The sequence below is a fragment of the Gelidibacter sp. genome, assembly GCF_039916245.1.
Classification (GTDB): Bacteria; Bacteroidota; Bacteroidia; order Flavobacteriales; family Flavobacteriaceae; genus Gelidibacter.
In genome coordinates this window covers 1-14,073 of record NZ_JBDSLS010000232.1, presented here as the reverse complement: position 1 = coordinate 14,073, position 14,073 = coordinate 1, and the positions used below count along the sequence as shown (strand labels likewise).

Below are 14,073 nucleotides of genomic sequence, written 5' to 3'. Positions count from 1 at the left end.
GCAACAATTTGATCGTCGTGGTAAACGTTGAATTGTTTTATGTAATTTGGAAATTTCTGCTTTAGATATAAAATTTCTTCCAGCGAATGCACCGGACTTGCGTCATGTTTCTTTTTCAAATTGCTCTTGAGAATTGAATTCCAAAACATTTCAAAATCATCATCATTTACAATTTTCAATTCGTGCTTATTGGCTCGTTTGACGCCTTCGAGACGGCTATTTGAAAACTTCAGTTTATTCTGAGTGTCAATTACTGAAAGTGTATCTCTTCTTACTAATTCGGCTTTTAAAATAAAATTCAAATAACGAATTTCTTCTGAAGGCAAATGGCAATAAATTGACGGGATTTCTTTGGTGTAAAGTGTGGTAATTTTTTCCTTATGCAAAAATCTTAAAAGCGCTTCAAAACTGTTCAAAACAATTTCAAACCTGACATCTTTTAATAATAAAAGTCCGCCATAAGTAAATCCCTGATGAGAATGCAATTCATTTCCCAACCTATTCGCTGGCAATAAAGCAACCAATTTTTCTTTCTTAAAAATCATCAAGGAAAAATCTTCAAACCGATCCTGATGGTACTCCATAAAATCACGTTGAAATAAAAACGTAGCATTTTTGGATTGGGACACAAAGGCATTCCAAACAGACTTGAATTTAGGTTGGTAAATTTCAACTGAATAAAGGTTCAAGAGCAAAGCGGATTATGAGATATCATGATTCAAATTCGCTTCCAAAATACAATATTTTTAGTCAAGGCTTTAGGTTTGGCTTTAAATTAATCTTTTAAACCTAAACATTTTATCTTCTGTAGCGTTGGTTATAAAACACAAAAAAAGGAACTCCAAATGGAATTCCTTTTTTTATAATATTTCAAGTCTGAATGGACTTAGCTATTTTTAGTTCTTTTACGCTCAGTTTCGGTCAATAAAATTTTACGGATACGTAAAAAATGTGGTGTAACCTCAACATATTCGTCTTTCTGGATATATTCCAAAGCTTCTTCCAATGAGAATTTTATCGCTGGGAAAATACGTGCTTTATCATCAGCACCTGAAGAACGTACGTTACTTTGTTTTTTAGTTTTTGTGACGTTTACCGCCATATCATCGCCACGAGAGTTTTCTCCGATCACTTGACCTTCGTAAATATCTTCTCCTGGCTCGACAAAAAACTTACCTCTGTCTTGTAATTTATCAATAGAATAAGGAATTGCTTGACCTTTCTCCATAGACACCAATGATCCATTTTGACGTTCTGGAATCCCTCCTTTTAGGGGTTGGTATTCTAGAAAACGGTGTGCCATAATAGCCTCACCAGCGGTAGCGGTCAACAATTGGTTACGCAAACCAATGATTCCACGAGATGGTATGTGGAATTGAAGTGTCATACGTTCGCCTTTAGCTTCCATACTCAACATTTCTCCTTTACGCAACGTTACCATTTCAATGGCTTTACCTGATACGTTTTCTGGTAAGTCAATGGTCATTTCTTCAACCGGCTCACATTTAACACCATCAATTTCTCTGATGATTACTTGTGGTTGACCAATTTGAAGCTCATAACCTTCACGACGCATGGTTTCAATCAAAACAGATAAATGCAATACCCCACGACCAAATACCATAAACTTATCGGCACTATCCGTTGCACTAACACGCAACGCTAAGTTTTTCTCAAGTTCTTTGTTCAAACGATCTTTGATATGACGAGAGGTTACAAACTTTCCATCTTTACCAAAAAACGGCGAATCGTTAATGGTAAACAACATACTCATTGTTGGCTCATCAATAGCAATTGTTTTTAATCCTTCAGGGTTTTCAAAATCGGCGATAGTATCCCCAATATCAAAACCTTCCAATCCAACCAAAGCACAAATATCTCCAGGTTGTACTTCATCTACTTTTTTACGTCCAACACCTTCAAAAACAAAAAGCTCTTTTACTTTAGATTTCACGATTTTTCCATCGCGTTTTACCAAAGAAATGTTCATTCCTGTTTTTAAAATACCTCGTTGTAAACGTCCAATCGCGATTCTACCTGTAAATGCTGAGTAATCCAAAGATGTGATCAACATTTGAGTAGTCCCTTCCTCTATTTCCATAGAAGGAATATGTTCTATAACCATATCCAACAAAGGCTCAAGAGAATCTGTTGGTTTTTTCCAATCGTTGCTCATCCAATTGTTTTTGGCCGAACCATAAACTACTGGAAAATCTAATTGCCATTCTTCTGCACCAAGTTCAAACATTAAGTCAAAAACCTTTTCGTATACCTCATCTGGTGTACAGTTTTCTTTATCGACTTTATTGACCACCACGCATGGCTTTAATCCTAAATCGATGGCTTTTTGAAGTACAAAACGCGTTTGTGGCATTGGGCCTTCAAAAGCATCCACTAAAAGCAAAACACCATCAGCCATATTTAATACACGTTCAACTTCTCCTCCAAAATCCGCGTGACCAGGAGTATCAATGACGTTAATTTTAGTTCCCTTATAGTTAACGGCAACGTTTTTAGACGTAATGGTAATTCCTCGTTCACGTTCCAGATCATCATTATCAAGAACTAGATCTCCTGTGTTTTCACTTTCTCGGAAAGTATGACAGAAATACATAATTTTATCAACCAAAGTGGTTTTACCGTGGTCAACGTGGGCAATAATTGCAATATTTTTTATTGTAGCCATATATATGGTGCGTTTTTTTCAGCGTGCAAATGTACGTTATTTTTTTTTATTAGTTCTCTCGAAGCTCCTGTATTTTTAAATTTCAGACCTTTAGTAGACGAATAATGCTAAAAATGATAACCCCTTATAATTCATTGAAAAATAAAACCTTAATAAACTTTTAGAATAGCACAGCTTATTTTTGATCGTAATAAAATATTTTTGTTCAAAACTGATGAACTTTTTCTGCCTTAAAATTTTGTTAGAATTGACTCAACATAATAATCACCTCTACCTTTACTTTTTTTGAATTAATTATCTGAAAGCATTCCAAAACAGTGTTCAATCGCATCGTCATTCCACCCGAATTTATAGCGTTTATGCCTTCATAAAGTTTTCTGATTCTATTATTGAAATTACATATCCATCGGACAAAACTCCACGCATTATTTTCCGTAACTTTGCATTTTTAAAATATGATACACATGAATCTTAACGACGTTCCGAAACTAAAACATATAGACGCAAATAATTTCTTTTTATTGTGTGGTCCATGCGCCATTGAAGGTGAAGACATGGCCTTACGCATTGCGGAGAAAGTGGTCACAATTACTGACAATCTACAAATTCCTTATGTTTTTAAGGGAAGCTTTAAAAAGGCGAATCGCAGCCGCATTGATAGCTTTACAGGCATTGGCGATGAGAAAGCACTGAAAATCCTTCGTAAAGTTTCTGAAACTTTTGACATCCCAACGGTTACCGATATCCACGAAATCTCTGATGCTTTAATGGCAGCGGAATATGTAGATGTGCTGCAAATTCCAGCGTTTTTGGTAAGACAAACAGATTTGGTGGTTGCTGCGGCAGAAACCGGAAAAGTTGTCAATCTCAAAAAAGGACAATTCATGAGCCCTGAGTCCATGAAGCACGCCGTTCAAAAAGTGAAAGATGCAGGCAATGAGAAAGTCTGGATTACCGATAGAGGCACAATGTTTGGCTACCAAGATATGATTGTTGACTTTAGAGGCATTCCTACCATGCGCCAATATGCACCAACGATTTTGGACGTTACCCACTCCTTGCAACAACCTAACCAAACTATTGGCGTGACAGGTGGCCGACCAGATATGATCGAAACCATTGCCAGAGCTGGTATTGTCAATAATGTTGATGGTTTGTTTATCGAAACGCACTTTGATCCAGCTAACGCTAAAAGTGATGGCGCCAACATGCTTCACTTAGATAATTTGGAAAAATTGCTCACTAATTTAGTGGCCATAAGAAAAGTAGTCAATACTTTATAAAACAGTTATAAATGTTTAAAAATTTTCAAACACCTCTTTTAGGTGTAATTCTTCTTTTGATATCATTCAAAAGCTATTCACAAGATTTCATTGAGCCTACTAAGTACACAGATTCTAACAAAGGCAAAGTTTTTGTGAGTTGGGGAGGAAACAGAGCAGCATTTACAAATTCAGACATTAGCTTTAAAGGCGTTGATTATGAGTTTACCATTAAGGATGTCACGGCTCATGACAAACCCAAAGGTTGGCATATTGATTATGTAAATCCGACACGTATGACCATCCCACAAACCAATTTTAAACTTGGCTATTTTATTTCGGATCACTACAGCATCGCAATTGGTTTGGACCACATGAAATATGTTATGGATGCAAACAAAAACAGAGTAATTGATGGTTATATTGATTTGCCTGCCGATGATGTTGGAGCCATATTTAATGGCATTTATGACAACAAGAACTTTTTGGTTTCTGAAGAATTTTTATTATTCGAACATACCGATGGGCTAAATTATGTGTATCTTGAATTCGCACGACATGATGATATTTCTTCATTATTCGGCATTCAAAATACCGATAAATTTCAAGTAAATATCACGGAAGGCGTTGGTGCCGGTATCCTCTATCCAAAAACCAACACCACACTTTTTGACAGAGACCGGTATGACGAATTTCATGTTGCAGGCTATGGTGTTTCAGTCGGTGCAGGTTTGAATTTAACCTTCTTCAAACACTTTTTTATTCAAGGCGATTTGAGAGGCGGCTATATCAATATGGGCGATATCAGAACAACACATAATCCTAGCGAAAGCGCTTCACAACATTTTTTCTATGGAGAAAGTGTTTTTAGTTTAGGTGGTATATTTAGAATATAATTATGATACAAATTAGACAGGCAACACTAGAAGATTTACCGGAAATCACAACAATTTTCAGGGATACCATTCGTGCCGTAAACAGTAAAGATTACTCCGAAAAACAAATTGAAGTCTGGTCATCAGGCGCTGATAACCTTGAAGAATGGAAAGATCGCATTGAAAACCTCTACTTTCTGGTCGCTGAATTCAAAGGTCAAATTGCAGGTTTCGCGTATTTAAAAAACGGATTTCATCTAGATGGTCTCTATGTGCACAAAGATTTCCAAAGACGTACAATCGGCTCAAAATTACTTCGCATCATGGAATCGAGAGCGACGGCCAATGGCTATGAGGTTCTCAAATCAGACATAAGCATTACTGCTTTTCCTTTCTTTGACTCCCATTATTATGAGGTCGAAAAAAGACACAAGAAAAACTATAAAGGTTTGGCTTTTGAAAACATCATTGTTTACAGAGATTTGTAAGTTTCAATTAACGTCTGAATGCCGAAAATCCTTTTAAACACCTTAATAAAAGCAGATAAAAGCATCGTTTTTGATTTGGCCCGCAGCATTGATCTGCATAAAATATCTACTCGAAATTCTAATGAAACGGCCATTTCCGGAAAAACTGTTGGCCTCATCGACCTAAACGAATCCGTTACCTGGCGCGCCAAACATTTTGGTGTTTACCATACATTAACTTCAAAAATTACCGCATTCAAGGAACCAGATTTCTTTGTGGATGAAATGGTCTCTGGTGTTTTCAAAAGTTTTAAACATGAACATCATTTTAAAGATGCCAATGGCACCTTGATGACGGATGTGTTTGACTATACCTCTCCTTTTGGACTTTTGGGAAAATTAGCCGATCAATTATTCCTAAGAAATTACATGACGAAATTCCTTATAGAACGCAATCGCGTTATTAAAGACTTTGCCGAATCTGATCAATGGAAAACCATTATTTAAATAAGTAACGGAATCATAAGCATCTTGAGATTCACGATCAGTCTCTACCTTCGGAATTATAACGACTCTATTTGTTGAGTATCAATTTCAATCGCTTAAATCTCATAAAAAACGCTATCGTTAATTCGTTTTAAATGATAAGCTTTGGAATTCAGTATAAGATCACAACGTGATTTTAGACCTCAACTTTCGGCCCATATTCTGAGGTTTATAGGTGTGCTCATGAACATTTCTTCCCTAAAAAGTCAATCCGAATTTTCAGCATTCATAGGTCCCTATTTAAATTAATGCATCGCCATTCTTGGAATATCATGCATTTAATTTCATCTTTAAGTCAAAATCTGTACTTTTATTAGCACAAAAACCCAAACACTTCACATGAAACGCGCATCGCAAGATTTAAATACCCGAGGGAATGATTAAGATCAAACAGCACGCTTGTACTTAGGGAAGTCGAAGTATGACCATTGAAAAACAATAAATATAAACACATGAAAAAAATCTCACTTTATTTATTTTTAATGCTTTTGGCACTTTATTCCTGTAAACAGGAAGCCCAAAAAAAAGCTGAACCTCTTACGATCGGTCACTTGACCATCTCCAATGAGCATCCGAAACCAGGCGACCAATTAGAGCTCACTTATAAAAGTGACCAAGAGGTTGAAGCATTTTATGCCTATATGGTAGGCGACAAAAATTATCCGCTTGACATTGACTTTTCAGCTAAAGATGGCGAACAAAAAAGTTCAATAAAAATCCCAGATTCTGCAGTGGCATTGGCTTTTATCTTCAAAGTTGACGACCAATATGATAACAATAACAAAAAGGGTTATTTGCTGCCATTATATACTAAAAACGGCGAGAAAATCCCAGGAAGTAGTTCTGCAATTGCCTATTATCCTATCAGATATGGGGAAAATTACGGAATTAAAGGCGACCCAACCACAGCTTTAAACACCATTAAATTTGAACTTGATGCTCATCCTAACCTAAAATCTACTTGGGAAGTGCCTTATTTGCAATTGGCTTATAAGAACGATAAAGAGGAAGCAAAAAAGCTGATTGATCAGTATGCGGCTTCACTCGGCAAAAAGCCGACTGTTTCTGAAAAGGAATACACTTCTCTTCTCCAATTTTATTCCATGATGGGCGAAGAGGCGAAAGTTGATTCCATAAAATCAATGACACTTGCAAAATTCCCGAAAGGAACTACTGCTAATTATGAGTTGATTGATCAGTTTCAACAAGAAAGTGATTTAGAAAAAAAAGCTGAAATCTTTAAGAAGTACTCTGAAGCTAATGCAAAATCAGGAAACTTAGGTGATTATATGGCTGGCACTTTGGCCAGAAACTATTATCAACAAAAGGACATGGCCAACTTTGATAAATATTTATCTCAAGTGGATGACAAAGCTCGTAGAGCCTCTACCTTAAACAATTTGGCATGGCCCTTAGCTGAAAGTGGAGAAAACCTAGATGAAGCAGAAAAAATGTCCAAAACATCGCTTGAGCTTATTACCGATTTACAGAAAAACCAAGACGATAAGCCTGAATTTTACACTAAAAAACAATATGATAAAAGCCTAAAATCATCGTATAACATGTTTGCCGACACTTATGCTTTTATTTTGTTCCAACAAGGGAAAATCAAAGAAGCCATTGCTTATCAGGAAAAAGCACATGATCATAAAGGACGGGACACTGAGGCGAATCAACGTTATATTGAATACTTAATTGCAGACAACCAATTTGAAACCGTTAAGGACAAAGCTGAAAGTTTCATTAAGTCAGGTCATGCGAATGAAAAAATCAAGGAAGCTTATAGGACGACCTATCTTAAATTGAATCCGTCAGCTACTGATGTTGAGGAAAACATGATCACTTTTGAAAAAGAAGCCTACGCTACACAAGTTGCTGAAATCGAAAAAACGATCCTTGATGAAGAAGCGCCAACCTTTACCTTAAAGGATATGAAAGGTAAAGACGTTTCTTTGGCCTCTTTAAAAGGAAAAACCGTCATACTAGATTTCTGGGCAACCTGGTGCGGTCCTTGTAAAGCATCCTTCCCAGGCATGCAGGAAGTCGTTACAAAATATAAGAATGATGATAAAGTCGTTTTATTATTTGTTGACACATTTGAAAGAGGTCCAAACAGAGAAAAGTTGGTTGAAGACTTTATAAAAACCAGTAAGTATGATTTTCATGTGGTTTATGATACAGAACTTGAGGGTAGCAACGCTTTTGAGGTGGCAGAAAAATATGACATCACAGGTATTCCAACCAAAGTCATCATTGGTCCTGATGGAAGAATGAAGTTCAAATCGGTGGGCTATAGCGGCTCAAACGAGAAACTGGTTAAAGAAATTGATATTATGATAGATATTTTGAAATCTTAATTTGAGGGTAGAAAAATAGAGGGTAGAAAATAGAGGGTAGAATTTAGAGGATAGAATATAGACTTTGTCGTAAGTTATTTAACAGAATGGACTTAGAAACAAACTCTGAAAAAACCTATCAATATAAGATGACTCGACTACTACTTGTTTTAAACGGATAACAATAGATTCAAATCTAAAAAGCCTGAGAATTGAATTTTCAGGCTTTTTAGATTTGTTTAATAATGGCTTAAAATGACAAAAGACTAGAGGACAAAAGACGTATGATAATAAGTATTACATGTTAAAAAAATAGCGCTACTAATCCTTGTCACCTAATTCCTCAGAAGTTAGACTAGACTTAATATCTGCGGGAAAAATATAAAGCGTTTCATATTCAAAAAGGTTATAACGCAGAGTTATCCAAATGAGGCACAAAGAGCCACAAAAGGCATCAATCTTAGATTAGTCAATAGATCAATTAACTAAAAACGGTCGACACTAATCAGGGAAGTTCACCAATCCCTCATTCCCACTACCTTCTACCCACTACCTTCTACCCACTACCCTCTACCCACTACCCTCTACCTACTTCCCGCTACCCACTACCTACTTCCCACTAATTCCTCCTCCACATATTCCTGCAAATAGGCAAAGCGTTTGGTCAGTTCTCCGTTTTTTGTAATTCTGGCACGCTTCAGAATGCCGTCGTCGTCTTGATTAAAAAATGCTGGAATGACATGTTCAAGAAACATCTCTCCAAAACCTTCACTGGCGTCTTTTGGGAGTTCACAGGGCAAATTATCAACAGACATCACAGCGATTGCATCTTTAGCATCATATGCCACTTCTTTTTCGGTGACTGGATCATAACCATAAAATGGATCAACAATGGTAGAAGATCTTATGGTTGATGCTACAGGACCATCCACATCACAGCTAATGTCTGCCACAAGATTAATATTAAAATCAGGCGACTTGGCATCCTCTCGTGTAAACAGAAAAGGGGCGTCATTGCCATAAAAGTGTCCAGCTATAAACATATCCGTTTCTTTGGCATAAGCCATGAAATTACTTTCATATTTATAAGGATGCATATAAAACTCAGGCTTATTACCTACTCTTCCATCTTTGCGCTTGTTGTAATCCATAACATCGACCACACTAAACACGGGCTCAGAAAATTTTGATGTCAAATAAAGTCCTTTATCTATTTTCTTTATTTTCAAGTGATTGATGATTTCTTTTGCACCCCGAGCGACTTTTCCAGTTCCTGAAAGCAATATCTTAATAGGTGGAATAGTTATTTTATCCAATTCCGATTTTACTTCCTTCAAACAAGAAAGTGTTTCGACTTTTGGCAAATTGAACAATCCGTCTCTTAGGCCCAAGGCTCTAAACCCATTATAAGCCCCCACTAATCCCGCATAACGCCCAAAGCCAATTAAGCGTGTACAACTTTTTTTAACGATGGTTTCGTGATCTATCAATTCGATATTTTTCTCAAGAATGGCTTGGAGCAAATCTCTATTATGAGCTTGCTTTTTAATGGTATGTGAAAAGAAAATATATTTTTTATTCGGAATCAACGCTTCGATGGGCACTTCCTTTACGCCTAGCATCACATCGGCATCAGACACATCATCGGTAACCGTAAAACCCAATTTTTCATAAGCGGCATCTGGAAACACTCTCAGATCACTGGATTCTATTATAAATTCGGCTTCGGGGAATAAGGCTCTTGCTTCGGCTAATTTTTCTGGAGAAAATACGACACGTCTGTCAGGTGGATTTTTACGTTCTTTTATAATGGCAAATTTCATCAATAGATAGTCATTTTGTTAGGAAAATTGAATTTCAAGGAACTAAATCACTTCAAAAATCAACTTTTCACGAAAATAAGCCGATTTTGAAGTTTTAGCAAGCATTCCTAAATAAAAATCTTTGCTCCTCCGTTTCAATGTACTAACCTAGGCAGAAAATCCAATGCCATCGCCCATTTTTGGAGTGCAGATAGCTGCCGAAAGCTTTTAAACTTTTGATTTAAACAATGGCTTCTCATAAAATGTGAGTCGGATGCCGAATAGTAGAATGATGCCACCAATAACCATTTGCACCGAAATCAGCTCATCAAGCAACCACCACGCCAGAATTGACGCCAAGATTGCTTGTCCCAATAAACTGACCGACACACGCGTAGCACGCATATGCTTGGTAGCAAAACTAAGAAGCAACCACGCCAATAGTTGGCAGACGACTCCCTGAATCACCAATACCAACCAGCCCTCAGTAGAAAATCCACCAAAAGGTTCGCCCATGGCATAACTTAATAAGCCTAAAGAAACGACCGAAGAAAGCAGACTGACCATCATAAAGGTCATGATCTCCATTTCGCCCAAAACCCTTTTACTGGTTAACATATAAACGGCATAGAGCATTCCGGAAAGCACTCCAAAAATGAAGGCCAAATTAAAATCGAAGTTGAGAAACAAATCAAACCCTACCAAAAGCACCATCCCGATGACGGCCACAACCGTACCTATCCAAAAGTTACGCTTAGGCTTATCTTTCAAGAATAGAAAAGAACCGATTCCTACCCAAACTGGCGAAAGATTAGTCAGCAAACTAGCTTGAGTTGCTGTGGATTGCTGAATGGCAATGTTCCAAACGCCCACATCCAATCCGAAAACAACCCCGCAAAGCACCGTAAGGAAAAACGTTTTTCGAGAGGTCACTTTAAACTTCTTGGTAATAAGCACATAGGGCACTAAAATCGCTGAAGCAATGACCATTCGGTAAAACGCAGAGATAAGCCCGGGAGTTAGATTTAACTTTACCAAAATTGGAAATATCGAAATACATATGATGCCGACAGCGAGTGCGATTCTTGGTTTTGTCATGACTCAGTCATTTAATTTTGAAGTTGCAAAAGTACGATTTAAGACGCCAAATCAATCATATTAAATTACTGCATTTTGATACTATATTATCATAACAAAACGGAAAATATCATGAAGGTGGAAGATATTTTACTGTTTATTTCCATAAAACTTACTGCACTTTTATTGAAAACGTCAATTTGACAGATAAGGAACCGATATTATTCTGGCATATTTTTTGAAATAAGTTATCCACATTTGCAGGGTTAGATGAAACTTTTTGGTAACTTTGCAAGCTGCGTTAGCGATTGAAGCGACATCCTTTTGCCTTTTCGGCAAAAGATATAGCGGAAAGCGCGACCCTTTTCGGGGAACGCCCAAATAATTAAAATTATCATTCTAAATGGGGTCGACTGGTTTTGACAGCGAGATTTATTGAACGGTAAGCACGTCGTGTAATGAAATTGAAACACGTAAAAGACTATTTCGAACTTTTAAACGGCGAGAATAACTACGCTTTAGCTGCTTAATCCGAATTACAGTAGGATTTGCTAATCCCTACTAGGTAGGGAAGCTAAATGTCTCTTGAAAGCCCTGGTCAGCGGCGGTCAGCTCAGAGACATCGTAAATGTTGACATAGGGAGCAAAGCGCTTTGATTTGCTCTTGAAACTAAAGAAGATAAGTTGTAAGTGGGTTGTCTTTAACCAGCTTGCAATCGAAAAAACAAGAAAAGAATAAACGTGAAGAAAGCCCTTTGGTAACTTGTTTGGACTAGGGTTCGAATCCCTCCGACTCCACAATCAATCACAACTGGGTTGTGATTTAAAACATAAGAAATCCGTCAAGCTTGCTTGATCGGATTTTGTTGTTTTAAAGCACCTGGACTGCAAGTACAGCCAGTTGTAGTTGCAGGATTGGAGTGAAAGAGAACAACGCAGTTAATCTCTCCGACTCCACCTTCGCTCGCCAGATAGAACTTAGAATATAGACCACTGCGTTGATAGAACCTAGAATATAGACCACTTACTTCGACTGCGCTCAGCACAGGCCGTTGATAGAACCTAGAATATAGACTTGTGTCGTAAAGCATTGAAAACATTGGGTATCAAACTCAAGACTGTTTCTAAATTTTCATTTTTTATAAGCGTTTCTAATAAAAAAAAAATGAAGGGCATCGTTGAAAAAACTTTAAAAGCACTATGTATAGAAGGTTGCGCAAAGAATTTCAAGTTTTAATCGGACAACACCGTTTATAAATAAAAAGACTCCTCAGCTTTACACTATTATTATACGGATTTCAGAACTCAGTTCACTATACCATAAAGCTTTTAAATATATACAGAGTTTATAGGCGTTTATGGGCTTCTTTATAAGCCACAAATTACATATAACATCTATGGCATTAACGTGCCTTTATCCTGCCTTTATCCTGCCTTTATCCTGCCACTATGCCAAGACACAATTTTCAACAAACTATATCTACTATTGCGAGGGTTTCAACCATCAAGATTTTCAATTTTCGAGATCAAGCTGGTGCGGAGCATTTCCAGCAGCTTGGCTTGATTATTTTTACGTGCCCTTATTTCCAAAAAAATTCGGTAATAATCTCCCAATTTGATGGCAAAGAGTTGCTCCATTCCTTGTGCCAGATCCTTAATGGCTGCCGTTCCGTTATTGACCAAGCCTGAAGCGTGAAGTGCATAGGTAAGTTCGACGAGATCGGCTTTTGAGCCTGTCCATTGGAGGTTGGCTTTAGACTTATTGGCTGTGGATGTTAGCGGTATTGCCAATCTCTTTTCGAGGTGATTAATGCTTAAGACATAGCCTTTTATTTTGGAAAAAATCATGTCATGGGGCGTTGCAAACTGAAAGTCGACCATAGACGCTATAGCCTCGTCTGAGAGTTGATATGGTGCATTCTTTCGTATAAAATAATCCTGGTCTCTATAATCGTGGCTCCGCAAAAAATATTCATAAAGTTCTTGATGTTTCATTAAATAAGCTTGCATCGCCTTTATCTGCGCAATTAAGAATTTTCGTTCTTTTTTGGGGCAACCATAAGGCCGGGCTCGCTCTACCTGCACGAGGCTGATATAGTAGAACAAATATCCTACAATAGTAGATTTTATCTCCTTAAAAAAGACGGCTTCTTCCTGAAGGGTTTTAAACCCCAGTTGTGATACGCGTTGACGTACAACTTCCAATGTTTTTTTACAATGACGGATAGCCAGTTCGGCCCGTTCAAATATGTTATCCTGTTCGTTCTCGAGACTTTGCAATACATATTCTAGAGCCTCCACTTCTGATTTAAATACGTTCATAATAAGTAGGTTTTAAAATTTATTACTAACTACCTTAAGTTAAGGGCAATAGGAAAAATAGTCATTTATACTTTTCACCCTTAAGACTAAACGCCTCTTAAATTGATGCTATTCCCCTCATGACTCTTATGTTAAAAATATTAATATGTTACAAAAAAGATGATGATTATTATCGGAACACCTACGCCCATTTTAAATCGTCTGATTGCTGCTTTTGCACCTTCACAGCCGCCACTATTTATGCCGCATGTGGAGAGTTGGGCATCTTTGGCGGCACAGGCACGGGCCTTCCAAACGCCTTGCGTTATAGTTGACTTAGATAGTCCTGAACTGGATCTTCAGTTTCTTGGGCCACTATGGTTGCAAGCTTTTGGGTTGCCCTATATCATTGGTGTCACCCGGGATAAGACCTTGGGTTTTACTGCCTTTAAAAATGGGTTCAATGACATTCACGATCCAGGAGAACCGACGGACCCTGTGGCAAGCCGTTATCGTCAAGCCCGTCATAATTGTTACCTGTATTTTGAGAGCGGTAAAAAGAAACTTCATTTAAAATCAAACGAGATTCTATTTTTAAAAGCGGACAATTATACCACCGATCTCTTTTTGACTTCAGGTCAGACCATTCCCTTATTTAATACTCTTAAAAGCTATGAGGCGAATTTACCTTCATCATTTGTACGCATCCAGAAATCTTTGG

Annotated in this window: 10 protein-coding genes, 1 other RNA gene and 1 pseudogene; 7 read left to right on the top strand and 5 right to left on the bottom strand. The window is 37.4% G+C overall.

Annotation, left to right across the window (positions count from 1 at the left end; translation table 11 throughout):
• On the bottom strand, positions 1 to 689 hold a 689-nt coding region (locus ABIQ28_RS12355), incomplete at its 3' end, for a GNAT family N-acetyltransferase (RefSeq protein ID WP_348037749.1).
• A gap of 197 nt (positions 690 to 886) precedes the next feature.
• Positions 887 to 2,686, bottom strand: coding sequence for a translational GTPase TypA (typA, locus tag ABIQ28_RS12350; protein ID WP_348037747.1), 1,800 nt, complete (start codon positions 2,684 to 2,686; stop codon positions 887 to 889).
• A 464-nt stretch (positions 2,687 to 3,150) separates the two neighbouring features.
• On the opposite strand from typA, the gene kdsA reads away from it, so the two are divergent.
• The 5 genes from kdsA (at position 3,151) to ABIQ28_RS12325 (ending at position 8,193) form a co-directional block, all read left to right on the top strand.
• Positions 3,151 to 3,969: a 3-deoxy-8-phosphooctulonate synthase gene (gene kdsA, locus ABIQ28_RS12345; RefSeq protein ID WP_348037745.1), complete on the top strand. Its 819-nt coding sequence runs from the start codon at positions 3,151 to 3,153 to the stop codon at positions 3,967 to 3,969.
• An 11-nt stretch (positions 3,970 to 3,980) separates the two neighbouring features.
• Entirely contained in the window at positions 3,981 to 4,844 is an 864-nt protein-coding gene (locus tag ABIQ28_RS12340) for a hypothetical protein (protein ID WP_348037743.1), read from the top strand.
• Between the two features lie 2 nt (positions 4,845 to 4,846).
• Positions 4,847 to 5,311 (top strand): GNAT family N-acetyltransferase, encoded by a 465-nt coding sequence (locus ABIQ28_RS12335; protein ID WP_348037741.1) that lies wholly within the window; start codon positions 4,847 to 4,849, stop codon positions 5,309 to 5,311.
• 18 nt (positions 5,312 to 5,329) lie between these two features.
• Positions 5,330 to 5,797: an SRPBCC family protein gene (locus tag ABIQ28_RS12330; protein WP_348037739.1), complete on the top strand. Its 468-nt coding sequence runs from the start codon at positions 5,330 to 5,332 to the stop codon at positions 5,795 to 5,797.
• Positions 5,798 to 6,288: 491 nt separating this feature from the next.
• Entirely contained in the window at positions 6,289 to 8,193 is a 1,905-nt protein-coding gene (locus tag ABIQ28_RS12325) for a redoxin domain-containing protein (RefSeq protein ID WP_348037737.1), read from the top strand.
• A gap of 584 nt (positions 8,194 to 8,777) precedes the next feature.
• Here ABIQ28_RS12325 and ABIQ28_RS12320 read toward each other — a convergent pair.
• Positions 8,778 to 9,995, bottom strand: a complete 1,218-nt coding sequence (locus ABIQ28_RS12320) for an NAD(P)-dependent oxidoreductase (protein WP_348037735.1) — start codon at positions 9,993 to 9,995, stop codon at positions 8,778 to 8,780.
• A 207-nt stretch (positions 9,996 to 10,202) separates the two neighbouring features.
• Positions 10,203 to 11,072, bottom strand: coding sequence for a DMT family transporter (locus ABIQ28_RS12315; RefSeq protein ID WP_348037733.1), 870 nt, complete (start codon positions 11,070 to 11,072; stop codon positions 10,203 to 10,205).
• 384 nt (positions 11,073 to 11,456) lie between these two features.
• Here ABIQ28_RS12315 and ssrA point away from each other — a divergent pair.
• Positions 11,457 to 11,852, top strand: a transfer-messenger RNA (tmRNA) gene (gene ssrA / locus ABIQ28_RS12310).
• A 696-nt stretch (positions 11,853 to 12,548) separates the two neighbouring features.
• Here ssrA and ABIQ28_RS12305 read toward each other — a convergent pair.
• Complete coding sequence (locus ABIQ28_RS12305) at positions 12,549 to 13,373, bottom strand: RteC domain-containing protein (protein WP_348037731.1); 825 nt, start codon at positions 13,371 to 13,373, stop codon at positions 12,549 to 12,551.
• A 159-nt stretch (positions 13,374 to 13,532) separates the two neighbouring features.
• Here ABIQ28_RS12305 and ABIQ28_RS12300 point away from each other — a divergent pair.
• Positions 13,533 to 14,073, top strand: a pseudogene (locus ABIQ28_RS12300) (hypothetical protein); the annotation flags it as partial.